Origin of the sequence: Nonomuraea sp. NPDC052265 (assembly GCF_044547985.1) — a bacterium.
In the GTDB taxonomy this organism is placed as follows: Bacteria; Actinomycetota; Actinomycetes; order Streptosporangiales; family Streptosporangiaceae; genus Nonomuraea.
On record NZ_JBIUBJ010000003.1, the window covers coordinates 83,800 to 110,797 of the forward strand.

General features: G+C 73.2%; 25 protein-coding genes. 9 read left to right on the forward strand and 16 right to left on the reverse strand.

What is annotated here, in order from left to right; translation table 11 throughout:
• Positions 1–34 precede the first annotated feature (34 nt).
• On the forward strand, positions 35–688 hold the full coding sequence (gene npdG / locus ACIHAD_RS09830; RefSeq protein ID WP_397353972.1) for an NADPH-dependent F420 reductase: 654 nt from the start codon (positions 35–37) through the stop codon (positions 686–688).
• On the opposite strand, the gene ACIHAD_RS09835 is transcribed toward npdG, so the two are convergent.
• The 6 genes from ACIHAD_RS09835 to ACIHAD_RS09860 are packed head-to-tail and all read right to left on the reverse strand — an operon-like array spanning position 685 to position 6,202.
• Complete coding sequence (locus ACIHAD_RS09835; protein ID WP_397353973.1) at positions 685–1,290, reverse strand: DNA-binding response regulator; 606 nt, start codon at positions 1,288–1,290, stop codon at positions 685–687. The genes npdG and ACIHAD_RS09835 overlap by 4 nt on opposite strands.
• Entirely contained in the window at positions 1,287–2,375 is a 1,089-nt protein-coding gene (locus ACIHAD_RS09840; RefSeq protein ID WP_397353974.1) for a sensor histidine kinase, read from the reverse strand. The genes ACIHAD_RS09835 and ACIHAD_RS09840 overlap by 4 nt, the downstream gene beginning before the upstream one ends.
• A 19-nt stretch (positions 2,376–2,394) precedes the next feature.
• The gene (locus ACIHAD_RS09845) at positions 2,395–3,114 is read right to left on the reverse strand and encodes an ABC transporter permease (RefSeq protein WP_397353975.1); all 720 of its coding nucleotides are present in this window, start codon (positions 3,112–3,114) and stop codon (positions 2,395–2,397) included.
• Complete coding sequence (locus ACIHAD_RS09850) at positions 3,111–3,992, reverse strand: ABC transporter ATP-binding protein (RefSeq protein WP_397353976.1); 882 nt, start codon at positions 3,990–3,992, stop codon at positions 3,111–3,113. The genes ACIHAD_RS09845 and ACIHAD_RS09850 overlap by 4 nt, the downstream gene beginning before the upstream one ends.
• 46 nt (positions 3,993–4,038) lie before the next feature.
• Positions 4,039–4,752, reverse strand: a complete 714-nt coding sequence (locus tag ACIHAD_RS09855; RefSeq protein ID WP_397353977.1) for an alpha/beta hydrolase — start codon at positions 4,750–4,752, stop codon at positions 4,039–4,041.
• Positions 4,753–4,765: 13 nt separating this feature from the next.
• Positions 4,766–6,202, reverse strand: coding sequence for a PLP-dependent aminotransferase family protein (locus ACIHAD_RS09860; RefSeq protein WP_397353978.1), 1,437 nt, complete (start codon positions 6,200–6,202; stop codon positions 4,766–4,768).
• 60 nt (positions 6,203–6,262) lie between these two features.
• Between ACIHAD_RS09860 and ACIHAD_RS09865 the strand changes: the two genes are divergently transcribed.
• Together ACIHAD_RS09865 and ACIHAD_RS09870 are read left to right on the forward strand one after the other, a co-directional pair.
• Entirely contained in the window at positions 6,263–7,435 is a 1,173-nt protein-coding gene (locus ACIHAD_RS09865; protein ID WP_397353979.1) for a trans-sulfuration enzyme family protein, read from the forward strand.
• Between the two features lie 48 nt (positions 7,436–7,483).
• Positions 7,484–8,419, forward strand: coding sequence for a serine/threonine dehydratase (locus ACIHAD_RS09870; protein ID WP_397353980.1), 936 nt, complete (start codon positions 7,484–7,486; stop codon positions 8,417–8,419).
• Positions 8,420–8,500: 81 nt separating this feature from the next.
• Here the strand turns inward: ACIHAD_RS09870 and panB are convergent, their stop codons facing one another.
• Entirely contained in the window at positions 8,501–9,328 is an 828-nt protein-coding gene (gene panB / locus ACIHAD_RS09875; RefSeq protein WP_397353981.1) for a 3-methyl-2-oxobutanoate hydroxymethyltransferase, read from the reverse strand.
• 135 nt (positions 9,329–9,463) lie between these two features.
• Between panB and ACIHAD_RS09880 the strand changes: the two genes are divergently transcribed.
• From ACIHAD_RS09880 to ACIHAD_RS09890, 3 genes are all read left to right on the forward strand, one after another.
• A complete protein-coding gene (locus ACIHAD_RS09880; protein WP_397353982.1) occupies positions 9,464–10,690 on the forward strand; it encodes an MFS transporter in 1,227 nt (408 codons plus the stop codon).
• Between the two features lie 219 nt (positions 10,691–10,909).
• The gene (locus ACIHAD_RS09885) at positions 10,910–12,451 is read left to right on the forward strand and encodes an MFS transporter (protein WP_397353983.1); all 1,542 of its coding nucleotides are present in this window, start codon (positions 10,910–10,912) and stop codon (positions 12,449–12,451) included.
• A 7-nt stretch (positions 12,452–12,458) separates the two neighbouring features.
• On the forward strand, positions 12,459–13,076 hold the full coding sequence (locus ACIHAD_RS09890) for a TetR/AcrR family transcriptional regulator (protein ID WP_397353984.1): 618 nt from the start codon (positions 12,459–12,461) through the stop codon (positions 13,074–13,076).
• 192 nt (positions 13,077–13,268) lie between these two features.
• Here ACIHAD_RS09890 and ACIHAD_RS09895 read toward each other — a convergent pair whose 3' ends face one another.
• From ACIHAD_RS09895 to ACIHAD_RS09910, 4 genes are all read right to left on the reverse strand, one after another.
• Positions 13,269–15,041 (reverse strand): NAD+ synthase, encoded by a 1,773-nt coding sequence (locus tag ACIHAD_RS09895; RefSeq protein ID WP_397353985.1) that lies wholly within the window; start codon positions 15,039–15,041, stop codon positions 13,269–13,271.
• A gap of 32 nt (positions 15,042–15,073) precedes the next feature.
• A complete protein-coding gene (locus ACIHAD_RS09900; RefSeq protein ID WP_397353986.1) occupies positions 15,074–16,540 on the reverse strand; it encodes a BTAD domain-containing putative transcriptional regulator in 1,467 nt (488 codons plus the stop codon).
• Positions 16,541–16,589: 49 nt separating this feature from the next.
• A complete protein-coding gene (locus tag ACIHAD_RS09905; RefSeq protein WP_397353987.1) occupies positions 16,590–18,470 on the reverse strand; it encodes a sensor histidine kinase in 1,881 nt (626 codons plus the stop codon).
• Between the two features lie 117 nt (positions 18,471–18,587).
• A complete protein-coding gene (locus ACIHAD_RS09910; RefSeq protein WP_397353988.1) occupies positions 18,588–19,781 on the reverse strand; it encodes an MDR family MFS transporter in 1,194 nt (397 codons plus the stop codon).
• A gap of 59 nt (positions 19,782–19,840) precedes the next feature.
• On the opposite strand from ACIHAD_RS09910, the gene ACIHAD_RS09915 reads away from it, so the two are divergent.
• Entirely contained in the window at positions 19,841–20,806 is a 966-nt protein-coding gene (locus ACIHAD_RS09915; protein ID WP_397353989.1) for a DUF5937 family protein, read from the forward strand.
• 19 nt (positions 20,807–20,825) lie between these two features.
• On the opposite strand, the gene ACIHAD_RS09920 is transcribed toward ACIHAD_RS09915, so the two are convergent.
• Together ACIHAD_RS09920 and ACIHAD_RS09925 are read right to left on the reverse strand one after the other, a co-directional pair.
• Complete coding sequence (locus tag ACIHAD_RS09920; RefSeq protein ID WP_397353990.1) at positions 20,826–21,806, reverse strand: terpene synthase family protein; 981 nt, start codon at positions 21,804–21,806, stop codon at positions 20,826–20,828.
• An 8-nt stretch (positions 21,807–21,814) separates the two neighbouring features.
• On the reverse strand, positions 21,815–22,360 hold the full coding sequence (locus ACIHAD_RS09925) for an EF-hand domain-containing protein (RefSeq protein ID WP_397353991.1): 546 nt from the start codon (positions 22,358–22,360) through the stop codon (positions 21,815–21,817).
• 152 nt (positions 22,361–22,512) lie between these two features.
• Between ACIHAD_RS09925 and glnA the strand changes: the two genes are divergently transcribed.
• Entirely contained in the window at positions 22,513–23,874 is a 1,362-nt protein-coding gene (glnA, locus tag ACIHAD_RS09930; protein WP_397353992.1) for a type I glutamate--ammonia ligase, read from the forward strand.
• 26 nt (positions 23,875–23,900) lie between these two features.
• On the opposite strand, the gene ACIHAD_RS09935 is transcribed toward glnA, so the two are convergent.
• Both ACIHAD_RS09935 and ACIHAD_RS09940 read right to left on the reverse strand, forming a co-directional pair.
• Positions 23,901–24,245: a YciI family protein gene (locus ACIHAD_RS09935; RefSeq protein WP_397353993.1), complete on the reverse strand. Its 345-nt coding sequence runs from the start codon at positions 24,243–24,245 to the stop codon at positions 23,901–23,903.
• A gap of 45 nt (positions 24,246–24,290) precedes the next feature.
• The gene (locus ACIHAD_RS09940) at positions 24,291–24,884 is read right to left on the reverse strand and encodes an AAA family ATPase (RefSeq protein WP_397353994.1); all 594 of its coding nucleotides are present in this window, start codon (positions 24,882–24,884) and stop codon (positions 24,291–24,293) included.
• Between the two features lie 445 nt (positions 24,885–25,329).
• Between ACIHAD_RS09940 and ACIHAD_RS09945 the strand changes: the two genes are divergently transcribed.
• Positions 25,330–26,043, forward strand: coding sequence for a PaaI family thioesterase (locus ACIHAD_RS09945; protein WP_397353995.1), 714 nt, complete (start codon positions 25,330–25,332; stop codon positions 26,041–26,043).
• Between the two features lie 84 nt (positions 26,044–26,127).
• Here ACIHAD_RS09945 and ACIHAD_RS09950 read toward each other — a convergent pair whose 3' ends face one another.
• Positions 26,128–26,976: an alpha/beta fold hydrolase gene (locus ACIHAD_RS09950; protein ID WP_397353996.1), complete on the reverse strand. Its 849-nt coding sequence runs from the start codon at positions 26,974–26,976 to the stop codon at positions 26,128–26,130.
• Positions 26,977–26,998 lie beyond the last annotated feature (22 nt).

The following is a 26,998-nucleotide window of genomic DNA, read 5'->3' on the forward strand; positions in this document are numbered from 1 at the left end:
GCCGCGGTAGGCCGGGGCTGGCATGATCGGAGCCATGACAGATGTGAACGGGCTTTCCATCGCGATCCTCGGCGGCACCGGCGACCAGGGGAAGGGGTTGGCGCGGCGGTTCGCGCTGGCCGGGCACACGGTGCTGATCGGCTCGCGCAGCGCCGAGCGGGCCCAGGAGGCGGCCGGCTCGATCGGCTCGGGCGCGCGCGGCGGGGCCAACGCCGACGTGGCGGCCGAGGCCGACGTGGTGATCGTGGCGGTGCCGTACGAGGGGCACAAGGCGCTGCTGGAGTCGCTGCGCGCCGAGCTGGCCGGGAAGATCGTGGTCGACTGCGTCAACCCGCTCGGCTTCGACAAGCAGGGTGCCTACGCGCTGCCGGTGGAGGAGGGCAGCGCCGCCCAGCAGGCGGCCGCGGTGCTCACCGAGAGCCGGGTCGTGGCGGCCTTCCACCACGTGTCGGCCGTGCTGCTGATGGACCCGGCCGTGGAGAAGGTCGACCTCGACGTGCTGGTGCTGGGTGACGACCGCGAGGCCACCGACACCGTGCGGGCGCTGGCCGAGCTGATCCCGGGGGTGCGCGGCGTCTACGGCGGCCGGCTGCGCAACGCCCACCAGGTCGAGGCGCTGACCGCCAACCTCATCTCGATCAACCGCCGCTACAAGGCCCACGCCGGGCTGCGCGTCACCGACGTCTAGAGCCAGCCCGCGTCCTCGGCGACGCGGACGGCGTCGATCTTGTTGCGGGCGCCCGTCTTGGTGATCGCCGCGGTGAGGTAGTTGCGCACCGTGCCGGGGGACAGGTGCAGGCGGGCGGCGATCTCCTCGGCGGTCGCGCCCCTGGCCGTCTGCCTGAGCACGGTGGTCTCGCGCGGGGTGAGCGGGCTCTCGCCGTACTCCATGGCCGAGGAGACGAGTTCGCTCTCCAGCACGCGCAGCCCGGCCGCGGTGCGCCGGATGGCCTCGGCCAGGCGGTCGCCCGGCGCGTCCTTGACCAGGAACGCCTCGATGCCCGCGGCCAGCGCCCGGCGCAGGTGGCCGGGCTGCCCCATGGCCGTGAGCACCAGGATCCGGCAGGACGGGAGCCGTTCGCGCAGCTCGGCGGCGGCGGTGATGCCGTCGGTGACCGGCAGGTCGATGTCCACGACGGCCACGTCCGGCCGGACGTCGAGGGCCACCGGCACGATCTCGTCGCCGCGCACGACCTCCGCCACGACCTCGATGTCCGGCTCCAGCCGGAGCAGGGCGGTGAGCGCGGCGCGGATCATGTGCATGTCCTCGGCCAGCAGTACCCGGATCACGCCGGAACCTCCATGGTCAGCAGGAAACCGCCGCCGTCGGTGGGGACGGCCGAGCACGTGCCGCCCGCCTGGGAGGCCCGCTCGGCCAGCCCCGTCAGGCCCCCGCCGGGCTCGCAGGGCTCACCCGCCACGCCGTCGTCGGCCACCTCCAGGCGGACCAGGCCCTCGCGCAGCGACGTGGTGATCGTGCAGGTAGTGGCCCTGCTGTGGCGCAGGACGTTGGTGACCGCCTCGCGCACCCCCCAGGCCAGCGCCTCCTCCGCCCGGCGGGACAGCCTCACGTCGGCCAGGTGCGCCTGGCAGCTCACGCCCGACGACTCCAGCAGCGCCGCCGCGCGGTCGGTCTCGCCGGTCAGCGACATCGCGCGGTAGCCGCGGGCCACCTGGCGGACGTCCTGGGCGGCCTCGCGGGCGACGTGTACCAGCTCGCCCACCTCGCCGCGGGCGGAGGCGGGGTCGCGGTCCATCAGGCGGGCGGCCAGGTCGCCCTTGAGCGCGATGGCGGTGAGACTGCGGCCGAGTCCGTCGTGCAGGTCGCGGGAGATGCGCAGGCGTTCCTTGAGCACGGCCGCGTCGGCCAGCTCGGCCCTGGCCTCCTCCAGGTCGGCGGCGACGCGGACGAGACGGACCAGGACGTAGATCATCGAGCCGGTGATGGGAATCGTGATCACGTAGAACAGGGTGACCACGGCCAGCCCGGGGGCGATCCACATGTTGGCGCCCTCGTACACCATCATGAGGACGACCAGCGGCACGGCCCAGCGCAGCGCGACGAACACCAGCAGGGTCCCGGCCAGCAGCGGGGCGGCGATCGACGACCACCCGCTCGGCAGCAGGTGGTCGCCCGCGTAGGTGACGACGGCCTGGAGCGGCAGCGTGGCCGGGAACAGCGGCGGGCGCCCGCCGCGCAGGGCGGCCCGCATGTTGACGTAGTGGGTGGAGACGACGGCGACCATCACGGCCGCCGCGAGCAGCCCGGTCGCCGGGCCGCCCATGAAGTAGAGCAGCCCGATGAGCGAGTAGACGACCGAGACGCCCGTGATGAGTACGCGCGCGAGCCTCTGCGCCGAGGACGAGATCACCACAGCTGCGATTATGGCCGAGTCAGGACCGGCGCGGTTCCCAGCGGAACCACAGCCGGATCGCGACGACGCCGAGCACCGCCCAACCGGCCAGGACGAGCGCCGGCACCAGCGCCTCCCCGGTCTTCACGGCGTGCACCACGGCCGAGGTGGGCAGCAGGTCCAGCACAGGGCTCAGCCACGAGGGCAGCGGGATCGGCCCCATCGCGCCCGCCGACACCCCGGCGACCAGGAACACCGGCATGGTGAACGCGCCGGTCAGCTCGCCGCGCGGGATCGCCGCCGTGTACGCCGCCCCCAGCAGCGCCAGCACGGCCGAGCCCGCGGCCGTCATGGCGGCGAACAGCAGCGGGTCCTCCGGCAGCGGGACCCCGGCCGCGAACCGCACGGCCACCGCGCACAGCACGATCACGAGGAAGGTCTGCGTGGCCGTGCTCGCGATCTGGCCGGCCAGGATCTGCCCGTCGGTCAGCAGCCCGGCCCGCAGCCGCTTGAGCACGAGCTGGTCGCGCCGGTTGGTCAGGGCGACCGCGATGTTCATGAACGCCGTGAGCGCCAGCACGATCGCCAGCGAGCTCTGGAACACCGCGGTGGCGAACGGCACCCCGCCCGAGGTGACCTGCCGCATCAGCGCGGGCATGCCCACGGCCAGCCCGACCGGGGTGATCACCGAGGCGGCCAGCATGGCCCTGTCGCGCCAGAACAGGCGGGTGCCGAGACGGTAGGTGGCGGTCAGGCTCATCGGGCGCTCCTGGGCAGGTCGAGGAAGAGGTCTTCGAGGGTGGCCGCGCGGACCTCCAGGCCCGGCAGCCGCAGCCCGCGCCCCGCCGCCCACGTCAGCAGCGTCTGCGCGGCCAGGTCGGGGTCCTCGGCAGGGCAGACGGCGGTGCCGCCGTCCACCGTGACCGGCAGCGGCAGGTCGTCCGCGACGACCCCGGCGGGCAGCCGGAACGTCACCCGTCCGCCCCGCGCGGCCAGCGTCTCGGCCATCCCGCCCGCCGCGACGATCCCGCCCCTGTCCATGATCGCCATGGACGAGGCCAGGCGCTGGGCCTCCTCCAGGTAGTGGGTGGTGAGCAGGATCGTGGTGCCGAGCGCGGCCAGGCCGGACACGACCTCCCACGTGTTCGCGCGGGCCTCGGGGTCCATGCCGGTCGTGGGCTCGTCGAGGAACAGCACGTCGGGGCGGCCGAGCAGGGCCAGCGCCAGGTCGAGCCTGCGCTTCTCGCCGCCGGAGAGCTGGCGCACCCTGGTCCCGGCCTTGTCCGTCAGGCCGGCCAGGTCGAGCGCCTCCCCGGCCGGACGCGGCGCGGGGGTGAAGTCGCGCCAGACCGCGACCGTCTGGGCCACCGTCAGGTCGGGGAAGAACCCGGCCTCCTGGAGCATGATGCCGACGCGCTGCCGTACGGCCGCGCGGTCGGACCAGGGGTCGAGGCCGGCGACCCGTACGGTGCCGCCGTCCGGCCGCTGGAAGCCGGCCAGCACCTCTACCGTGGTGGTCTTGCCCGCGCCGTTCCTGCCGAGGAGGGCGAAGATCTCGCCCTCGCCCACCTGGAACGAGATCCCCTTCACCGCCTCGAACGTCCCGTGACTCTTCCTGAGCTCGTTCACCTCGATCATGTGTCCGACCATGACCGGACGGGTCAGGGGGCCGACAGTGAAGAATTCACGACTTCCTGGAGAGCTTCAGCAGCGCGTCCGTGACGCCCTCGGGGTCGAGCACCTGGTGCAGGTGGAGGCCGGGCAGCCGGGTCACCGGCCAGCCGCGCCCGGCCGCGTCCCGGGCCACCTCCTCGTACGGCGGCCCGAACCACAGGCACGAGCACCTGACCGCGTCCCAGCCCGCGGGCACAGGGATGGGCTGCGTGTAGTAGTCGAGGGGCAGCCGCGGCTGCTCGCCCGTCACCAGCACGCGCTGGGCCGGGTCGGGCAGCATGGCCACGATGTCCTCCTCGTCCCACCAGTCGGTCCAGCGCGGCAGCATGCCGTCGGGGCCCGCCAGGCCGCGCAGGAACGGCAGGAACCCCTCCTCGGCGGTCCTGACCAGCCCCTGGGACGGCGGCACGTGCGCGTCGGCGAACACGCAGGCCACCACCCGGTCACCCAGCCCCTCCTTGATCACCGGCACGAAGAACCCGGCGTTGCTGTGCGCCACCAGCACGAGCGGCCCGTCGGAGTGAACGGCCGCGCGCACGGCCGCGCGCACGGCCGCGCGCACGGCCGCGACCACGCGCGGCCAGTAAGGCGCCCCGCCGGCGGACACGCCGGTCAGGTCGGGGACGACGGCCGCCCGGCCGCGCCGCCCCAGCGACTCGGCCACCGGAGCCCACGTCGAGGGCCCGACGGAAGGGCTGTGCACCAGCACGAAGGTCGTTTCCATGGCCTCCACCCTGTCAGACGACGAGGGCGTGCCGGGACACGGGTTTGCCGGTGCCGTCGTAGGCCGCCCAGGCCGCCGCGAGGTCGGACACCGCCCGCGTCAGCTCCTCCTCGGGGAACAGGAAGTGCAGGCGCAACCGGTCGGCGTGGCCGCCCAGCGGGTCGAAGGAGCCGCCCGGCGGCACCGCGACGCCGTGCCGGAGGGCGACCTGGGCGAAGGAGCCGGCGTCGCCGCGCGGAAGGCGCACCCAGACGGTCTGGCCGCCGCGGGCGGGCTCGAACGTCCAGGACGGCAGGCGCGCGCGCAGCTCGGCGCACAGGTGGTCGTGCCGCCGGCGCAGGGCGCGTACGCGGGCCTCGCGCACCTCGTCGAGGCGGCGCAGCAGCGCGACGGCGGCGAGCTGGCTGAAGACCTCGCCGCCGAGATCGTGCACGGCCCGCAGCCTGGCCAGCCGCGAGACCAGCGGCGCCGCCGCGCGGATCCAGCCCACCCGCAGCCCGCCCCACACCAGCTTGCTCAGCGAGCCGACGGTGACGACCCGCTCGCCCCCGCCGAACGCGGCCACCGGCGCGGGCGTCCCGCCGGAGAAGCACAGCTCGGCGCAGACCTCGTCGTCGATCAGCGGCACGTCGTGCTCGGCGGCCAGGGCGGCCAGCCGCCTGCGGGCCGCGTCGTCCATGATCGCGCCGTCGGGGTTGCGCGCGGTGGGCACGCAGTAGACCAGCGCGGGCCGCTCGCGCACCGCCCGCCGCGCCTGGTCGTCCCCCAGGCCGACGGGCTTGACGACGGCCGCCGCGTGCCGGAACGCCTCCAGCGCCCCCGGGTACGTCGGCGACTCGGTCAGCACGGTGTCGCCCGGCGCGACCAGCAGCCCGGCCAGCAGCGTGAGCGCCTGCTGCGCGCCCGTCGTCACCATGATCTGATCCGCCGTGGTACGCAGGCCGCGCGCGCTGTAGCAGGCCGCCAGCGCCTCCCGGAGCGACGGGTCGCCGGCCGGCTGGTAGCCCAGGTCGCGCAGGCCCGCCACCCGCGCCCCCGCCTCCTGGTACGCCTCGAACAGCGCCTGGGGCGGGTCGTCCGGCGCCGCGCAGGTCAGCAGCCGGACGTCGTCGGGCGCGTGCAGGAGGTGCAGCAACAGCGGGTTGGCCGCCACGCCGTCGGCGGTCCTGGCGGCCGGCGGGTCGCCCGGCGCGACGCGGGTGCCGCTGCCCTGGCGGCGCGTCACCCGGCCCTCCTGCTGGAGCAGCTCGTAGGCGGCGACCACCGTGCCGCGGCCGACCGCGAGCCGGCCGGCCAGCACCCGGTCGGGCGGCAGCGACTCGCCGGGCGGGAGCACGCCGTCGTCGATGAGCGCCCGCAGCCGGGCGGCGAGCAGCAGGTAGAGCGGCCCGCGTCCGGAGGCCCACCGGCCCAGCAGGTGGACGAGGTCGTCGGGATTGGCTCTCTTCACGGACCAATTCTTGCGTATTGGCTCTGCTGTTGGACACCAATGCGGGGGATATTTGACGACATGAGTGATTTTCGCCCCGAGACGCGTGCCGTACACCTGCCTCAGCCCGCGGTCGAGGGCAGCCGGCCGCTCGGCATGCCCATCTACCAGAGCGCCGGATTCGCCTTCGACGACCCCGAGGTGATGGGCGCGGCGATGGGCCGCCCCGACGGTGCCTTCGTCTACGGCCGCTACACCAACCCCACCGTCCGCGCGCTGGAGCTGGCGGTGTCCGGGCTGGAGGGCGGCGCCGCGGCGCTGGCCGCCGCCTCCGGCATGGGCGCGATCAACACCGTCCTGCTCGCCCTGCTCAAGCCCGGCGACCACCTGATCGCCCAGCGCTCCCTGTACGGCGGCACCGCCACGATGATCAACGACCTGGTCGCCAGGTTCGGCATGACCGTCACCCACGTGCCCGAGAACGACCCCGACGCGCTGCGCGCCGCCGTGCGGCCCGAGACGCGGCTGCTCTACCTGGAGACCATCAGCAACCCGATGGCGCTGGTCGCCGACCTGCCCGTGATGTGCGCCACGGCCCGCGAGCTGGGCATCCTGTCGGTGGTGGACAACACCTTCGCCACGCCCGTGCTCTGCCGCCCCCTGGAGCACGGCGCCGACGTCGTCGTGCACTCCACCACCAAATACCTGTCCGGGCACAGCGACGTGATCGGCGGCATCGCGGTCTTCGCCGACCCGGGGCTGCACGGGAAGGTCTGGCACTTCGCCACCGAGCTGGGGGCCGCGGCCGAGCCGTTCACGGCGTGGCTGACGCTGCGCGGCCTCCAGACGCTGCCGCTGCGCATGGAACGCCACTGCGCCAACGCCGACCTCCTGGCCCGCCGGCTCGCCGAGCACCCCGCCGTGGCGGCCGTCCACTGGCCGGGGCTGCCCACGCATCCGTCGTACGAGCTGGCCGGCAAGCTGCTGCCCGCCTTCGGCGGCGTGTTCTCCTTCGACCTGACCGGCGGGCGGGCGGCGGGGGAGGCGTTCATGAAGTCCGTACGGCTGGCGCAGCTCGCGCCCTCGCTCGGCGGCGTCGAGACCCGCGTCATGCACCCCGCCACCACCTCCCACCGCTCGCTCGGCCCCGAGGAGCTGGCCAGGCACGGCGTGGGCGAGGGAATGGTGCGCCTCGCCGTGGGCATCGAGCATCCCGAGGACCTCTGGGCGGACGTCGTCCAGGCGCTCGGATAGCGTCGGGTCATGCTCGCCGACCGCGGGCGTACGACCCAAGGGAGAACCGTGACCGCCGTCACTCATCAGGACGTCCTCGACGCGGCCGGCCGGATCCAGGGACACGTGCTGCGCACGCCCGTCCTGGAGATCTCGCCGGGCCTGTTCCTGAAGCTGGAGCTGCTGCAGCACTCCGGCTCCTTCAAGGTGCGGGGGGCGTTCAACCGCATCCTGTCGGCCGGCGCGCTGCCCCCCGCCGGGATCATCGCGGCCAGCGGCGGCAACCACGGGCTGGCCGTCGCCCACGCCGCCAGGGCGCTCGGCGTGCGGGCCGAGATCTTCGTGCCGGAGGTGACGAGCCCGGTGAAGGTGGCCGGGCTCAAGGCGCTCGGCGCGCACACCACCCAGACCGGGGCCATCTACTCCGAGGCCGCGGAGGCCGCCGCCAAGCGCGCCGCCGAGACGGGCGCGCTGGCCGTGCACGCCTACGACCAGCCCGAGGTGCTGGCCGGGCAGGGCACGACCGGGCTGGAGATCATGGAGCAGACCGGAGGCGTGGACACGGTGGTGGTGGCCGTGGGCGGCGGCGGGCTGGCGGCCGGGATCACCCTGGGGGCCCGCGCCGGGGGCGACGCGCCGCGGATCGTGGCGGTGGAGCCGTACGCCATCCCGACGCTGCACGAGGCGCTGCGCGCGGGCCGTCCGGTGCCGGTGCGGGTGGGCGGTGTGGCGGCCGACGCGCTCGGCGCCACGCAGCTCGGCGGGCTGGCGTTCGAGGTGCTGTCGGGGGGCGGGGTGGAGAGCGTCCTGGTGGACGACGACGCGATCGTCGCGGCCCGCCGGGCCCTGTGGGAGCGGCACCGGCTGGTGGCCGAGCCGGCGGGCGCGGCGGCGTACGCGGCGCTGCTGTCGGGCGCCTACCGGCCGTCGGAGGGGGAGCGGGTGGCCGTCGTGGTCTGCGGCTCCAACACCGACCCCGCCACGCTGTCCGGCGCGGCGGGGTGAGCCCGTCCTAGGTGCCCCGGGCGCGGGTAGGCGCCCGGGGCTTGTTCCGGGCTTGTTCGGCGCGCGGGTAGGCGCCGGAGGTCAGCTGTAGGTGTGCTCGGGCGCCGGGAAGGCGCCCGAGGTGACCTCGTCGGCGAAGGCCCGCACCGCGCGGTCCATCTCCGAGGCCAGGTCGGAGTAGCGTTTGACGAACTTGGCCGGGGTCGGCGTCAGCCCCATCAGGTCCTGCCACACCAGCACCTGCGCGTCCGTCGAGGGCCCGGCCCCGATGCCGACCGTGGGGACCGACAACGACGTGGTCACCCGATGCGCCAGATCGGCCGGCACGCACTCCAGCACCACCGCGAACGCCCCGGCCCGCTCCAGGTCCTTGGCGTCGGCCATGAGCTCGTCGCCCGACTGGCCGCGCCCCTGCACCCGGTAGCCGCCGAGCGCGTTGACCGACTGCGGCGTGAGCCCGAGGTGGGCCATGACCGGCACGCCCGCCGAGACCAGCGCCTCGACCTGCGGCAGCACCCGCCGCCCGCCCTCCAGCTTGACCGCGTGCGCCCCCGCCTCCTTCATGAACCTGGCCGCCGACTCCAGCGCCTGCTGCGGCGACCCCTGGTACGACCCGAACGGCAGGTCGGCCACCACGAGCGCCCGCGACGACCCCCGCACCACGGCCGCGGTGAGCGGGACGAGATGATCGAGGGTGACCGGCAGGGTGGAGTCGAAGCCGTAGACGACCATGGCCGCGGAGTCGCCGACCAGCAGGACGGGCACGCCCGCCTGGTCGAACACCCTGGCCGTCATCGCGTCGTAGGCGGTGATCATGGGCCACCGCTCCCCGCGCTCCTTGGCCGCCGCGAGGTCGCGGACGGTGACCCTGCGCCCGGATACGCCGCCGTACAGCGTGGTCGAAGACATGGACAACCTCCAGAAAACGTCTCGAGGCGTCCCAGTGACGTCCCCGGACTCCTTCGATGATGTCACGCGGGGAAATCCGGTGGCGAAACTGTCGGTGCCTCTTGACACAATCGACGCGGAGGTAAACGACACACCATGGCTCTCGACCAATACCGCCGGCTCTTCCGGCTCCCAGGCGTCCGCACCCTGCTGCTGGTGGGGATGCTCGCGCGCGTCCCGGCCACCGCCATGGGGATGGCGCTCACCCTGCACGTGGTCTTCGGGCTGCACCTGGGCTACGTCGAGGCGGGTGTGGTGACCATGGCCAGCACGGTCGGCATGGCGATCGGCTCGCCGCTGTCGGGCCGGTTCGTCGACCGCCACGGGGTGCGTCCCGTGCTCGTGGTCACCACCCTGGCCCAGGCGGTGTTCTGGTCGTGCGCGTGGGCGCTGCCCATGCCCGCGCTGGCCGTCGCGGCGGCGGTCGCGGGCCTGCTCAACCTGCCGGTCTTCAGCCTGACCCGGCAGTCGCTGGCCGCGCTGGTGCCGCCGGAGCAGCGGCGTACCGGGTTCACGCTCGACTCGATGCTGGTCGAGCTGTCGTACATGACCGGTCCCGCGCTCGCCGCGGCCGGCATCACCACGCTGGGCAGCACGACGACGCTGGTCGTCATCGGCGTCGGCATCACGGCGGCGGGCCTCGGCCTGATCGCCTTCAACCCGCCCACCCGGTCGGCGGTCGAGCTGGAGCAGCCGGTGGTGAAGGTGCCGCGGCGCAATTGGCTCACGCCGGGGTTCGTCGCGCTGCTCGGCACGACGGCGGCGGCCACGTTCATCCTCACGGCGACCGAGCTGGGGCTGGTGGCCACCATCAACACCGCGGGCGAGACGGAGTGGGTCGGCCTCGCCGTGGCGATCTGGTGCCTCTACTCGCTGGTCGGCGGCTTCGTCTACGGCGGGCTGTCGCGCGGCTTCTCGCCGCTGGTGCTCATCGCGGGCATGGGCCTGCTGACCATCCCCGTGGGCCTGGCCGGGGGCGACTGGCGGTGGCTGATCCTGGCGATGCTGCCGGCCGGCCTGCTGTGCGCCCCGGCCCTGTCCTCCACGGTCGACGTGCTCAGCCGCTGGGTGCCCGCCGCGGCCAGAGGCGAGGCGATGGGCCTGCACGGCACCGCCCTGCTCATCGGCGGGGCCGCGTCCTCGCCCATCGCCGGGGCGATCATCGACGGCAGCGGGCCGACGTGGGCGTTCGTGGTGGCGGGGCTGGTCGGGGTGGTCATGGTGGTGGTCGCGCTCCCGCTGTGGCGGCGGCGTCCGCCGGTCGCGGTCATGCCGGCCCCGGTCGAGGAGCCCGCCCTGCCTCCGGCGGTGACCAAGAGCTGACCCGGGGTCGGTTCGAGCCCGCCGGTCGTGGGGCCGGTGGGTCTGTCAGCGATGTCCGCCACGGCCTGTGGGCGGGATGAACCGGGGTTTCCCCGCTGTTTCCCTCCGCGCACTCCGTCCGTCAGGCGGAAGTTACGAAACGGGACCGTTGCGTATCGGAATGACTTGCGATACGGTGTCGTTGCGAAACTCGGACGTATCGAAATTAAGGATGATTCCATGGACCCGAACGCGGGGCATCCACGCAGGTGGGGGATCCTGGGAGTGCTGGTTTTCAGCCTCCTGGCGGTCGTGCTGGACAACACGATCCTCAACGTGGCGATGAAGACCATCGCCGACCCCCAAGCCGGATTGGGCGCGACGCAGGGCCAGCTGGAGTGGGCGATCAACTCCTACACGCTGGTGTTCGCCGGACTGTTGTTCACCTTCGGCGTGATCGGCGACCGTACCGGTCGCAAGCGCATGTTGTTCATCGGCATGGCGCTGTTCGGCCTGGCCTCGCTGGCCAGCGCGTACTCCCAGGACCCGATGCAGCTGATCTTCGCGCGGGCGGCGATGGGCATCGGCGGCGCGGCGATCATGCCGGCCACGCTGGCGATCATCTCGAACGTGTTCCCGCCCGGCGAGCGTGGCAAGGCCATCGGCATCTGGGCCGGTGGCGTGGGGCTCGCGGTGGCGATCGGCCCGATCACCGGCGGCCTGCTGATCGAGCACTTCTGGTGGGGCTCGGTCTTCCTGGTCAACGTGCCGATCGTGGTGATCAGCATGGTGCTCATCGGCGTCGTCGTGCCCGAGTCGCGTGACCCGAAGCCGTCCAGGCTCGACCCGGTGGGCGTGGTGCTGTCGATCATCGGTCTGGTGGCGCTCGTCTACGGCATCATCCGCGGCGGCGACCTGGGCACCCTGGCGAGCGCGGAAGTGATCGTCCCGACGGTGGTCGGCGTGCTCGTGCTGGGCGTGTTCGTGTGGTGGGAGCGGCGCATCGACAACCCGGTGTTCGACGTGCGCAACTTCAGCAACGTACGGTTCAGCTCGGCCATCGGCATGATGGGCATCGTCTTCTTCGCGATGATGGGCGGGATGTTCTTCCTGACCTTCTACCTGCAGATCGTGCTGGGCTTCAGCCCGATCCAGGCGGGGGCCCTGATGATCCCGTTCGCCGCCGCGCAGCTCATCTTCGCCCCGCTCAGCCAGCGGGTGCACCAGCGCTTCGGCGCCAAGCTGTCGGCCACGGTCAGCATGCTCGTGGTGACCGCCGCGCTGGGCAGCTACGCCCTGATGGACGTGGACACGCCCGTGGTGCTGATCGAGATCATCTTCTTCGTCCAGGGCGCGGCGATGGCGAACATCATGCCGCCCGCGACCACCGCCATCATGGAGGCGCTGCCCAGGGAGAAGGCCGGTGTCGGCTCGGCCATGAGCAACACCGTCCGCCAGGTCGCCGGCGCGCTCGGCGTGGCCGTGCTCGGCTCGGTCCTGTCCAGCAGCTACCGCGGCGAGATCGCCTCGGCGCTGCCAGCCGGCGCCCCGCACGCCGCCGGTGAGTCCATCATGGCGACGATGGCCTTCGCCGGGCAGCTCGGCGAGCGCGGCCAGGCGCTCGTGAAGCCCGCCTTCACCGCCTTCGTCGACGGCATGCACGTCACGGCGACGGTGTCGGCCGTGATCGGCCTGGTGGGCGTCGCGGTGGTGGCGAAGTGGATGCCGGGCAAGGCGCGCCCGGTCCAGCAGGCGGAACAGAAGGAACCAGCGGTAGTGTGAGGCCGCGATGACGATCCAGGATTCAGGGACTGCCCGCCCGGCGGGCCGTCCGCGCAGCGAGAAGGCCGAGAAGGCGATCATCGACGCGACCCTCGACCTGATCGGTGAGGGCATGGGGGTGTCGGAGCTGTCGATCGAGGCCATCGCGTCGAGGGCGGGCGTCGGGAAGACCACCATCTACCGGCGCTGGTCCAACAAGGAGGACCTGGTCGTCGACGCGCTCTCCACGCTGAAGGCGCCGCTCCCGCCGCTGTCCGGCACCTCCGTGCGCGACGACCTGATCTCCCTGCTCGACGCGATGCGCAGCGAGGCGGGCCAGGCCCGCACCCGTTGCGTGATGAACATCGCGATGAGCGAGGCCGATCGTTATCCGCGGCTGATGGAACGCTTCGTGAAGCGGGCCGTCGAGCCGCGCAGGCAGGCGCTGCGCTCGGTGATCGAGCGCGGCGTCGCCACCGGCGAGCTCAGGCCCGGCCTCGACGTCGAGCTGGCGATGGCCCTGTTCTCCGGCACGATGATGTGGCAGTCCAAGTGGGGGCCGGCCGGCGACCTCCCGGCCGACCTGGCCGAGCGGGTGGTCGACACGGTCCTGCAGGGCCTGGCCGGAGACCGCGCCAGGCCCTGAGACGCCCCGAAGGGCACGGTGGCCGCCGCGCGGCCGTTGACGATGACGTCGAGCTCGCGCGGCCCCGGCGGCTCGTCGCGGGTGGTGACCGGGCGGAGGGAATGGCGTGAGCGCCGCCAGCGTGGCCATCGCCGCCTCCAGATGGCCGAGCCCGTGGACGGCCGTGTGGTCGGGGGCGGGCGGGTGGGCGGGTCAGGTCGTCGTCTCGCGCCAGCGGTTGGTGATGGGCAGGCGGCGGTCGCGGCCGAAGTTCTTCGGCGTGATCTTGGGGCCCGGCGGGTACTGGCGGCGCTTGTACTCCGCCAGGTCCACCAGCCTGATCACCCGCGTGACCAGCGCGGGGTCGTGCCCGGCCGCGATGAGCTCCTGCGAGCCCATGTCCTTCTCCACGTAGTCGTCCAGCAGCCGGTCCAGCACCTCGTACGGCGGCAGCGAGTCGGTGTCGCGCTGGTCGGGGCGGAGCTCGGCGCTGGGCTCCTTGGTGATCGAGTTCTCCGGGATCGGCTGCTCGACGGACATGAGGAAGCCCTCGCAGGTGTGCGCGTTGCGCCACTTGGCCAGCTCCCACACCATCGTCTTGGGCACGTCCTTGATCGGGGCGAAGCCGCCGGCGGAGTCGCCGTAGAGGGTGGAGTAGCCGGTCGCCAGCTCGCTCTTGTTCCCGGTGGTGAGCACCAGGTGGCCGTTCTCGTTCGACAGGCCCATGAGGATCATGCCGCGCACCCTGGCCTGGAGGTTCTCCGCGGCCAGGCCGGACAGCTCGACCTCCTTCTCGAAGGCGGTGACGATCTCGGCGATCGGCGCGATCCTGGAGTTGATGCCCTGCCTGGCCACCAGGTCCTCGGCGTCGGCCAGCGAGTGGTCGGAGGAGTAGCGCGAGGGCATGAGCACGACGTTCACCCGGGACGGGCCGATCGCGTCGGAGGCGATGGCCGCCGTGAGGGCCGAGTCGATGCCGCCCGACAGGCCCAGGATGACCGACCGGAAGCCGTTCTTGGCCACGTAGTCGCGTACCGCCAGCACCAGGGCCGAGTACACCTCGGCGTGCAGGTCGAGCCGCTCGGCGACGCGGGCGGGCGCCGCCGGGTAGGGCTCGACGGGCTGCTGCGACAGCACCCGGCGCTCGACGGTGATCGTGGTGCCGTCGAGCGCGTCGTAGGGGAACGTGCCGGGCTCGGCGTCGGCGACCGGCAGGTCGAGGTCCGCGACCAGCAGCTCCTCGCGGAACTGGCCGGCCCGCGCGACCAGCTCGCCCGAGGCGTCCACGATGATCGAGTCGCCGTCGAAGACCAGCTCGTCCTGGCCGCCGACCTGGTTGACGTAGGCGAGCGCGCAGCCGGCCTCGCGCGCCCTGCGGGCGCACAGCTCCAGCCGTACGTCGTCCTTCTCCTTCTCGTACGGAGAGGCGTTCGGCACGACCAGCAGCCCGGCGCGGGCCTGGCCGACGACGGACACCGGCCCGCCCTCCTGCCAGAGGTCCTCGCAGACCGCGATCGCCACGTCCACGCCGTGCAGCCGGACGATGGGCAGCCGGTCGCCGCGCACGAAGTAGCGGTACTCGTCGAACACGCCGTAGTTGGGCAGGTGGTGCTTGGCCGTGCGGACGACGACCTCGCCCTTGTGCAGCAGCGCGGCCGCGTCCAGCGGCGCGCCCTTGGGCTGGCCCACCCGGGGCGCCAGGCCGGCGCGGTCGACGTAGCCGACGACCACAGGGAGGTCGCCCAGTCCCTCGCGGTCGAGCCTGCGCGCCACCTCCTCCAGGGTCCTGATGCCGGCGTCCACGAAGGACGTGCGCAGCACCAGGTCCTCGACGGGATAGCCGGTGAGGAACATCTCGGTGAAGACGACCAGGTGAGCGCCCCGCTCGGCGGCGTCACGGGTCCACGCGACCAGCCGCTCGGCGTTGGCGGCCAGGTCGCCGACGGTCGGGTTCGTCTGTGCCAGGGCTATGCGCAGTTGTGCCACGTCATTAGCCTAGTACTACCCGATTTTTATCGTCAAAGCGACGAAAAGTGCCCCATGTCCCCTGGAGTGACCAGACCGGACTCGTAGGCCGCCATGACGAGCTGCGCCCGGTCGAACAGCCCGAGATGGTCCAGCAGCGACTTCACCAGCACCGACACCTCCTCCTCGGGCAGCGCGAGCGTCTGGCCGATCTGCCGGTTCGTCAGCCCGCGCGCGACGAGTTTGAGCACGTCGAGCCGGGCGTCGGAGAGTCCGGCCAGCGCCGGCGGCGAGGCCGGGTCGGTACGTCCGGCGAACGCCGAGATCAGCCGGGTGGTGACCGCCGGGTCGATGAGCGCGTCCCCGGCGGCGGCGGCTCTGATCGCGGCCAGGAACTGCTCGGGGGCCGAGGTCTTCAGCACGAAGCCGCTGACGCCCGCGCGCAGCGCCGCGTACAGGTTCTCGTCGCTGCCGAACGTGGTCATCATGACGACCTTGGGCGGGCGTTCCCCGGCCAGGATCCGGCGGGCGGCGGCCAGGCCGTCCAGGTGCGGCATCTGGATGTCGAGCAGCACGACGTCCGGCCGGTGCTCGCGCACGCCCGCGATGGCCTCCTCGCCGTTGGCCGCCTCGCCGGCCAGCGCCACGCCGTCCTCGCTGTCGAGCATGGCGCGCAGCCCCGCCCGTACGAGCGCCTGGTCGTCGGCCACCAGCACGCGCAGCACCCGCTCCCCGGCGGCGGCCGGAGCCGAAGCGGCGGACGGCGGGGGCGGCGGCTCCTCCAGCCGCTGGGCCAGCATGTCGGCCTCCAGCCGGCGCAGCCCGGCCGACAGGTCGAGCCCCAGCTCGTCCCGCCACACCGCGCGGGCCCGGCGCAGCGCGGCCAGCGCGTCGCCCTGGCGGCCCATCCGGTACAGGCCGAGGGCCAGCAGCCGCCAGGCCTCCTCGCGCAGCGGGTGGGCCGAGGCGTGCGCCTCCAGGTCGGCCACCAGCGAGGTGGCCCGGCCCAGCGTGAGCCCGGCGCCGGCGCGCCGCTCGACGGCGATCAGCCGCAGCTCCTCCAGCCTGCCCGCCTCGGTCGCCGCCCAGGTCAGCTCGGCGAACTCGGCCAGCGCCGGTCCACGCCACAGCCCGAGCGCGCTCTCCATGGCGGCCCACACCTGCGGGGGCGGCCCCTCCTTCTTCACCAGGCTCTCGAACCGCCACGAGTCCACCTGCTCGGTCGCGGCCCGCAGCGCGTAGCCGGGCGCGGCCGAGACCAGCACCTCGGCCTCCTCGCGCGGCGCGCGGCCGGGTTCCAGCGCGCGCCGCAGCCGCGAGACGTAGCCCTGGATGGTGGACAGGGCCTGCGCGGGCGGATCGCCCGGCCACAGCTCGTCGATGAGGGTGTGCACGGGCACGGCGCGGCCGCCCGCCACGAGCAGACGGGCGAGCACCGCCCGCTGCCGCTGGCCGCCGAGGTCGAGGGGGACGCCGTCGCTCCAGGCGTGGAACGGTCCCAGTGCGGTGAATGTCAGCATGTCAGGGGTAAGCGTAGAGGGAGAATACGTCCGGGGATATGGCGAATTGTCACAGGGGGAGTTCGGCGTGGACAACTGTGCCGCCTCCCGGTCCCGCCCGTACGGCGCAGGTGCCCCCGAGTTCGGCCGCCCGTTCGCGCATCGAACCGAGCCCGACGCCGGGCCGCGCGTCCGGCGGCAGGCCGATCCCGTCGTCGCCGACCGTGACGCACAGGCGGTCGTCGCGGCGCAGCGCCACCGTGATCCGGGAGGCGGCGGCGTGCTTGCGCGCGTTGGTGAGCGCCTCCTGCACGATGCGGTAGGCGGCGACCTCGACCGCGGCGGGCAGGCCGGTCAGCTCGCCCGATGTCTCGATCGGCGTCCCGGCCAGCTCCTCGACCGCGCCGGCCAGGCCCAGCTCGTCCAGGGCGGGCGGGCGCAGGCCGTAGACGAGCTGCCGGATGTCGCCGGTCACGGCGTCCATGCCGGCGCGCAGCCCGGCCAGCAGCCGGTCGGCCTGCTCGGGGGCGCTGTGCATGGTCAGCCGGGCGGCGTTGATCGACATGGCCATGCCGGTGAGCGACTGGCCGAGCCCGTCGTGCAGGTCGCGGCGCAGCCGCCGCCGTTCCTCCTCCCGCGCGGTCAGGATGCGCTCGCGCGAGCGCTGCAACGCCGCCGTCAGCCGTACGGCGTGCGCGGCGTCGGCGATGTACGGCGTGATCGTGGCGATCACCCGCTCGTCGTGGGCCGCGGGGAACCTGCGCCGGTCCGTCGGCCCGATCAGCAGCAGCCCGACCGGCTCGCCGTGCCACACCAGCGGGACGGTCCTTGCCGCCGTGTCCACCACGCCGGACGTGGTGACCGCGCCGTCGGCCTCGACCGCGACGCCGGTCACCGACAGGCCCTCGCGCAGCACGTCCAGCGTGGCCAGCAGGCCGTGCACCGGGTCGGTGTGCTGGAGCCGGTGACGCAGCCGCCGGGCCAGCGTGCCGGGCACGCCGGTGCTGCCGTACAGCAGGCGGTCCACGCCGCGTTGCAGGCCGCGGCGCATCGGCTGGAAGAACGCCCCGGCGAACAGGGCCGCGGGGACCCCGGCGATCCGGTCCACCTCCGACAGGAACACGCTGAGGGCCGCGCTGACCGCCACGTACACGAGGGTGATCACGATGGCCAGGCCGGTGCCCACCAGCGCCCTGCTGATCAGCGTGTCGATGCCGAACAACCGGTAGCGCAGCACCGCCACGGCGATGGCCGCCGGGATCAGCGGGATGGCCAGCGAGGCCACCCACCAGACGTCCTCGCCGAGCATCCAGGGCACCAGCAGGCCCGGCAGCGCCACCAGCAGCCACAGGAGCTGCCGCCGTTCGACCGCGTCGCCGCGCCGGAAGCGCACGACCAGCGAGGCGAAGGCCAGCACCATGCTCGCCGAGAGCGTGCCGTGCCCGGCCTCGCGCAGCTCCGGCCGGCCGGTCAGCAGCCCGGCCCAGTCCAGCGCCTGCCCGGCAAGGGCCAGCGCGACCACCGGCCGCCAGCGCCGCGACAGCAGCCTGCCCACCGGGTACAGCAGGGGCAGCAGCACGCCCAGGGTGAGCTCGCAGACGTTCCAGGTCAGGTTGACGATCGGCCATCGCGGCCCCGGCCGGCCGTCGAGCAGCAGGTAGAGGTTGGCCGACAGGATGTCGGCCGCCGCGCTCGCCCCGCCCAGGCACAGCAGCCAGCCGATGACCAGCCGCGGCCTGCTGTGCACGAGGATCGCGCCGAAGACGGGGAAGGCCGTGCCCGCCACGTCCTCGGGCGCGAACGGCAACGGCGTGTACGGCGACGGCGGCAACTGCGCGGTCACCCAGATGTCGGCCAGCTCCAGCACGACGGCGAACGTGGCGATCCCGATCGCGACGCGGGGCGTGGCCAGCCTCGTCAGCGCCCGGCGCGCCCAGCCTGCGTGGCGCATCCCACCATTTCCTTCCGTGATCGGCAGGAAATTATCGGGAAGCAGCCAACATCCGATCAAAATTCTCTCAACGGCGGCGGATTCCGTGTGCCGCCACCCGCGACCTCGCGCCGGGGGTCAGCGCCGCCTGATCGCCGGTCCGAGGGCCAGCATGCCCGCCGCCGAGACCAGCGCGACGCCGCCCACGCTGAACCACAGCGCCTGCGACCCGGCCGCGAGCAGCGGCCCGCCCATCAGCGGCGCCAGCACCGCGGCCAGCGACCAGGCGAACCCGAACAGCCCCGAGTACCGTCCCCGCAGGTGGCCGGGCGCGAGCGCGGCCACGATCGTGCCGGAGATGCCCGCGGTGATGATCTCGCCCGCGGTCCACACCGCGATCGTGACGGCCAGCCAGAACGTGGTGGTGACGAAGGCCGTCATCGCGAACCCGGCCCCCATGACCGCCAGCCCGAGCGCGAACGTGCGGGAGGCGTCCCTGCGGCCGAGCCAGCCGGAGACCAGCGGCTGCACGACGACGATCAGCACCCCGTTCAGCGCCATGGCCAGGCCGAACTGCGCCGGCGTCAGCTTCACCACCGAGGTCATCGCGACCGGCAGCATGGTGACGGTCTGCAGGTAGACCAGCGCGTTGCCGAGCACGACCAGCGTGAAGGCGACCATCGCCCGGTCGCGCAGCACGACGCCGAACCCGCCGGCCGACTCGCGCGCCCGCGGCCTGGTCTCGGGCACCGCCCGCCACACCAGCGCGGCGAAGACCAGGCAGGAGACGGCGTCGATCCAGAACAGCCAGAGGAACCCGACGCTCGCCAGCCAGCCGCCCGCCGTCATGCCGACCGCGTAGCCCAGGTTGATCGCCCAGAACAGCAGCCCGTACGCGCGGGCCCGCTCCGACGGGGACACCAGGTCGGCCACCAGGGCGGTGGACGCCGGCCGGTAGATGTCGATCACCAGCCCGAGCACGAACATGGAGGCGACGATCGCCGGCAGCGAGGTGCTGTAGCCCAGCGCCAGCATGGTGGCGGCGGTGGCCAGCATGCCGCCCGACAGCGTGACCCGGCGGCCGACGCGGTCGGTGAGCACGCCCGCGAGGATCTGCGACAGCAGCGAGCCCGCGCCGTAGACGCCCATGACCAGGCCCACGGCGGTCACCGACATGCCGCGGGAGTGGGTCAGGTAGACGCCGGTGAACGGCATGACCAGGGTGCCCAGACGGTTGACCAGGGTGCCGCTCCACAGGGCCCAGAAGGGGCGCGGCAGTCCGCCGATCTGGGAACGAAGGAAAGAGGGCTTCTCAACAGTGGTGCTGGACACGGATAAAAGGGTCGTGTCCAGGTGGCCGAGCCGCCATCGATTTAGTGCAGACTAAAACCATGGCGGTCACCTGGGTCCTGAAGCCGGAGGACGTCGCGCGCATCCGGTTCGCGTTCTCGCCCATGTGGGAGCTGGTCGCGAGCCTGCGCACCCTCCAGGACCCCTCCAGGCAGTCGATCCACCTGCCGTGGATCAAGGCCGTACGCCCCCGGCTGGCCCGGCTCGACCTCGACGAGTTGTTCGCGCTGGTGCCGCCGACCGGCTACCTGGCCGACTTCATCACCCCGCCGCCGGAGACGCCGCTGCCCGACTTCGCCGCCGAGCTGGCGATGGTCCGCGGCACGCCCCCCGAACGCGCCCGCTCGGAGGCCGCGACCATCGCCGGCACCGACCGGGCGCTGCTCGACCGGTTCATGGCCGACCCGGCGGCGGGCGTGGCCCGGGTGGCCGACGCGCTGGAGACGTACTGGCGGGAGTGTTTCGAGGAGTTCTGGCCGCGCGTCTACGGGCTGCTCGAACGCGACGTGCTGCGCCGCTCGCGCCAGCTCGCCCAGGGCGGGGCCAGGGAGCTGTTCGCCGGGCTCGGCCCCGCCGTGGAGTGGACGGGGGAGCGACTGCTCATCGACCGGCCCTGGTGCCACGCGGGCGGCCTGCACGGCGACGGGCTGCTGCTGGTGCCGAGCGCGTTCTACTGGCCGTCGGTGGCCGTGATGTCGGCTCCGTACCAGTCGATGCTCGTCTATCCGGTGCTCGGTGTCGGCACGCTGTGGGAGCAGGGGCCGCCGCCCGCCCCCGGCGCGCTGGCCGCGCTCATCGGGCGCAGCCGGGCGCAGATCCTGCTCGCGCTGGCCGAGCCGAGCACCACCTCGGCGCTGGCCACCCGGATGTCGCTCACCCCGGGCGCGGTCAGCCAGCACCTCGGGGTGCTCAGCGACGGCGGGCTGACGGTGGGCCTGCGCCTCGGCAAGCAGGTCGTCTACCGCCGGACGGCGGCGGGCGACATGCTCGCCGGCGCCGCCCCCTGACCGGCTCTCCCTGACCGGCTCAGGTGTACCGGGACGTCTCCAGCAGCCAGTCCAGGTGGGCGCGCGGCGCGGCCAGGTAGGCGCAGGCGACCTTGCTGACGTCCCTGGCCGCCTTGGGCGGGAGGTCGTCCAGCGGCAGCCGCCTGGCCGCCCGGTTCATGTCCTGGCAGCGTCCGACGATCCGGTCGAGCACCCAGGCGACGGCCTCGCGCTCGCTCAGCCCGAGCTGCCGGACCGCCAGCACGACCAGGTTGTGCACGTCGCCGCGCTCCTTGGGCCGCGAGGCCACGTCGTTGCACCAGGCCGTGACGTCGCTGCAGGCGTCCACCAGCTCCCGCCACGGCTCGCACTCGACCACCCAGGCCGGCACCTCGACCCGCAGGCACGGCTCCACCAGGTCGTACAGGTAGGGGCCCACCGTCCCCCTGCGCAGCGCCGGGTACTCCTCCAGCGTCGGCATGCGCCCGGCGGCCCGGTTGTCGGCCTCGGTGCGGCACGCGTCCGCCTGGCGCCGCAGGTTGACCGCGAAACGGGCCCGCCAGTGGTCGCTCATCCGCGCGCTGGTCACCCGCCACAGGTCGGCGAAGGCCGCCTCCAGCGGATGCCGGGCGGCGCCGTTGAGCATGCCGCCGAAGATGTCCAGCGGGCACGACCCCTCGTCCAGCTCGTCGTCGAGATGGAACAGCCAGGTCAGCCACTGGGCGAACAGCGCGGCCGCGGCGGCGTCGAACTCGGCGAAGGCGCGTCCGGCCATGCGGTGGAAGCCCACCCCGGCGTCGGCGCGCAGGCCCGTCCGCCTGGCCCAGTCGATGACCGCGGCCTCGATGGCGTACACGGCGGGGTGCATCCGGCAGGGCGCCGCCATCGCCGGCACCCGCTCGACCAGCGGCAGCAGCGCCAGTGCGGGCGAGCCGCCCTTGCGCGGCAGCGGCAGCATCGGCTTCCAGTGCAGGACCGAGCGGAGCGCGGTGCGCACCGTGGCGAACACGGTGGTGCTCACGGTGGTGTTCACAGCGGACCGAAGAGCCAGTTGCCCGCGGCGTTCGGGTCTGAGCTGCGGTAGTAGTCCTCGGCCGCGAGGATCAGCCCGTCGACGGTGAGCGCGCCTCTGCCCTCCCGGTCGAGCCGGTCGAACGCCTCGTCCACGTCGTCGTAGGCGGTGCCGAACGCGCTCAGCATCGTACGGAACTCGCCCGGCCGGATCAGGCCGTCGCCGTCGCCGTCGCAGAGCTGGGCCACCGCCACCGTCGCCGGCCGGAACACCGGCTTGTAGCGGTCGCCCGTGACGAACGCGGCCGTCATCCCGTCGCGGAAGTCGGTGCGCGCGATGCCGGAGTCGCCGTCGCGGTCGAGCGCCCGCGACAGCGTCGACCAGATGCCGTCGAAGCTGTCGACGAGCCGGTTGCCGGTGACCGAGGTGGGGGACTCCCCGAAACCCACCAGCAGGCGCGCGCCCAGCCCCAGCAGGTCCTCCCTCTCGACGACGCCGTTGCCGTTCGCGTCGATGTGGTCGAACGCCCGATCGAGCTTGTGATTGAGCAGGTCGATAGCCACCAATGCCTCCCCCGAGACTCACTGCGTGATCACAGTAGATCTGGGCGGCCCCTTTGTCAGTGAGGCTCGCACCGGCACCCCCCGTAACGTGTGCGAAACACGGGCACGGCATGCTGATAGAAGACCCGCACTGTCATCAACGAGGGGATGCCTTGGACCGCCAGCAGGAGTTCGTGCTCCGCACGCTAGAGGAACGCGACATCCGGTTCATCCGGCTCTGGTTCACCGACGTTCTCGGCTTCCTCAAGTCCGTCGCGATCGCGCCCGCCGAGCTGGAGGGCGCCTTCGCCGAGGGCATCGGCTTCGACGGCTCGGCGATCGAGGGCTTCGCCCGCGTCTACGAGTCCGACATGCTGGCCAAGCCCGACCCCTCGACGTTCCAGATCCTGCCCTGGCGCAGCGAGACGCCGGGCGCGGCGCGCATCTTCTGCGACATCCTCATGCCCGACGGCACGCCCTCGCACGCCGACCCGCGCTGGGTGCTCAAGCGCACGCTCGCCAAGTGCGCCGACATGGGCTTCACCTTCTACACCCACCCCGAGATCGAGTTCTTCCTGCTGAAGAACCGTCCCGAGGCCGGCCAGCGGCCCGAGCCGATCGACTCCGGCGGCTACTTCGACCACACGCCGCACAGCTCCGGCCACGACTTCCGGCGCCAGGCGATCATGATGCTGGAGTCGATGGGCATCTCCGTCGAGTTCAGCCACCACGAGGGCGCCCCCGGCCAGCAGGAGATCGACCTGCGCTACGCCGACGCGCTCACCACGGCCGACAACATCATGACGTTCCGGCTGATCATGAAGGAGGTGGCCCTGGAGCAGGGCATCTGGGCCTCGTTCATGCCCAAGCCGTTCACCGAGCACCCGGGCTCGGGCATGCACACCCACATGTCGCTGTTCGAGGGCGACCGCAACGCCTTCCACGAGGCCGGCACCGACTACCGGCTGTCGAAGATCGGCCGTTCGTTCATCGCCGGCCTGCTGCGGCACGCCGCCGAGATCACCGCCATCACCAACCAGTGGGTCAACTCCTACAAGCGGCTGTGGGGCGGCGCCGAGGCCATCGCGGGGCAGGGCGGCGAGGCGCCCTCCTACGTGTGCTGGGGGCACAACAACCGCTCGGCGCTGGTCCGGGTCCCCATGTACAAGCCGCACAAGGGCGGCTCGACCCGCATCGAGTTCCGGTCGCTCGACTCGGCGTGCAACCCGTACCTGGCCTTCGCACTGGTGCTGGCCGCCGGGCTCAAGGGCATCGAGGAGGGCTACGAGCTGCCGCCGGCGGCAGAGGACAACGTCTGGACCCTGACCAGCGCCGAGCGCCGGGCGCTGGGCATCCGGCCGCTGCCCGGCTCGCTCGACGAGGCCATCGCCGTCATGGAGCGCAGCGAGCTGGTGGCCGAGACGCTGGGTGAGCACGTCTTCGACTTCTTCCTGCGCAACAAGCGGGCCGAGTGGCGCGAATACCGCCGTACGGTCACCGAGTTCGAGCTGGGCCGCTACCTGCCGGTGTTGTGAGGCCGGGCGGGGGAGACCCGCCCGGTTCAGCCCTTGAACTCGCGCACCTCGACCGGGAGCACGCCCACGGCGCGCGCGAGCCGGCGCCCCCACTCCAGCGCGCCGTCCAGGTCGGGCGCCCGGATGACGGTGAAGCCGCCGACGTGCTCCTTGCCCTCGGTGTAGGGGCCGTCGGTGGTGAACGTCTCCTCCGCGCGCATCCGGATCACCGACGCCTGCTCCGCCGGTGCCAGGCCGCCGGAGAAGACCCACACGCCGGCCGCGCGCATCTCCGCCTCGACCGCGCCGATGTCGCGCATGATCGGCTCCAGGACCGCGGGCTCGGGCGGCGGGCCGTCGGGCTCGAACAGGGTGAGCAGGTACTGCTTCATGGCGGGTCCTCCCTCGTGCGTCCGCGTTCCTCGGTGAAACGGGTCTCAGTCGGCGGGGGCGCGGTCGGCGCTGTCGAAGACGATGTGCTCCAGCAGGCCGGCCTCGGCGCGGGTGACGACGTGCGCGCTGACGGCCGGCGCCGGGTCGCCGCCGGTCACCCGGGCCAGCAGGCTGTCCCAGTTGCGGCGGTGGCGGGCGAACGTGCGGGGCGCGACCACCCGGCCCCTGGCGTGCTGCCCGGCGACCGCCGCCTCGGGCGGCGCGTCGAGCAGCAGCAGGTGGAAGCCGGCACGCCGCCTGCGGGCCAGCCAGGCGAACCCCTTCAGCACGTACGTGGCACAACCCCGGTTGTGCGCGAGGACCGCCCGCCCCTCGGCCAGCGCCCGGCTGATGCGGCTCACGTGGGTGGCGAACACCACGGCGCGGCGGACCGGCCGGGGGGCCCAGGCGATGCGGCCGGCCCAGTGGAGCCGGGACTGCCCGGAGTCGATCACCACGACCGCGTCGGCGACGACGGGCGCGCTCTCGGCGCCGTGGAGGCCGTAGAGGCGGCGCAGCAGCGTGGTCTTGCCGGCGCCGGGCAGCCCGGTCAGCACGACCAGCGACCCGGGCGGAAACCGTAACGTCGCCCGCTGCACAGACCCACCCCGCCCGATCGGATTCGCTTTCGACCCCTGTCGCGCCAGCATAGGGCGCGCGGGCGCGTGGCGAGCGGGCCCGGCGGCCGGAACGGTCCGACGGGATTCACCGGGAATGGGCCCGGGGCGGGGAAATCACGGGATAAGGTACTGGCGACGCCTTGATCGGCCTCACCCCGGATACGGATACGACTCCGGGTTGGGGCCGATTTTCGTTGTTCCTCACCCCCGAGTCACATCCGTGCCATGGACGGCGCCGACCCTGGGCGGGGACGGCCGGGGGCGGCCGGGGAAGTTTCGGCCACGCCTGTGGCGTTATGGCATGAGTCGGCCGCCGCTGAGGGACCCCCAACATCGTGGTAATCCGGGAGTCCAGTAAAATCGGCCTACTCTTTACGATATTTCCGGACTTCTCGCCTTCTAGGGCGACATTGGAGGGTGTGGCATGACGACGGCTGCCCTGCAGACCGTGTTGACCGTTCCCGAGCGTTTCCGGGGCCCGGTGGGAGTCGCCAACGGCGGCTGGATCGCGGGCACCATGGCAGAGGCGCTGAACGGCGGCCGATCAGCGGTCGAGGTCACGCTGCACGCGCCCACGCCCCTGGAGACCGAACTGCGCCTGGAGCACGTCGCCAACAGCGTCTCGCTGTCCGACGGCGACAAGGTCCTGGTCGAGGCCATCCCCGTCGCCGAGATCCTGGCCGGGCCCGGCTTCGTGCCGTTCACCGACGCCGCCCGCGCCGAGGCCGGGTTCGTCGGCCTGAAGGCCCACCCGTTCGCCGAGTGCTTCGCCTGCGGTCTGCGTGAGCCCGGCGACGGCCTGCGCATCTTCCCCGGCCCGGTGGAGGGCTCCGACCTGGTGGCCGCCGGGTGGCGGGTGCCGTTCACGGTGAGCGGCGAGGACGGCGTGCCCGCCTCGATCGTGGGCGCGGTGCTCGACTGCATCACCGGCTGGGCGCACTTCGGCCCCGGTGAGTCGGCCCTGCTCGGCCGCCTGGTCGTGCAGATCAACGGCCCGGTGCTGCCGGGTGGCCGCTACTCCGTCGTGGCCCGTCCGACCGGCCGCGACGGCCGCAAGATGTACGGCGAGAGCGGCATCTACGAGGACGACGGCACGCTGGTGGCCGCCGCCCGCGCCACGTGGATCGCTCCACGCTGACCTGTGCCGACGACGGCCCTCCGAGCTCGGCTCGGGGGGCCGTTCTTCGTGTGCGGCGACGCCCGGACGGCTCGCCGGAGCGGGTCAGGACCCGGTGATCCGGGCCAGGACGGTCGTCACCGGCGCCTCGTCGAACAGGATCGTGTAGTGGTTGCAGTCGGGCACGACCTCGTCGCGCAGGCCGGGCAGGCGGGCCGTCCACGGCCGGGCGATCTCGTCGGGCAGCATGCCGGTGTCCTGGTCGAGCAGGCCGCGCGGCGCCCTGAGCAGGTGCGTCGGCGCCTTGATCGCCTCCAGGGCGGTGCCGATCGCGGCGCTCTCGAGGCGCATCCAGCGCCCGTCCGCCATCACGGCCTCGCCGACGGCCCGCGAGCGCATCGCGCCCTCGGGGCCGGTGAGGTCGTAGCGCACGTACGCCTCCACGTCCGGGCTCCAGTGGGCGGCGAAGGCCGGGTGGGCCTTGAAGAAGTCCACGTACTCCTGCGGTGAGGCGAACGTGCGGCGCAGCCGGGCCAGCGCGGGCCCGAGCGTGGCCTCCAGGGCGGCGTCGGGGTCCACGCCCTCGGGCAGCGGGAGCGGGAGGCCGCCGTCCACCAGGACGACCCGTGCGAAGTCGCGCGCGGCCCCGGCCAGCACGGCCACGTACGCGCCCATCGAGTGGCCGGCCAGCACCGCGTCCGGGCCCGCGCCGACGTGCTCGGCGACGCGCAGGACGTCCTCGGCGTGCCGGGGCAGCCCGTACGGGCCGGGCAGGGAGGCGCTGTGCCCGCGGCCGCGCAGGTCCATCGCGATCAGTGACCACTCCTCGGGCAGCCGCCGCCCGACCGCGCCCCAGGCCATGAGCGAGGCGCTGATGCCGTGGACCGCGATGACCTTGCGGGGGCCGGTGCCGAACGTGGCGACGCGCAGCCCGTCCACTTCGTCGAATCTCATAGCCGGATCCTAGGGATCCCGC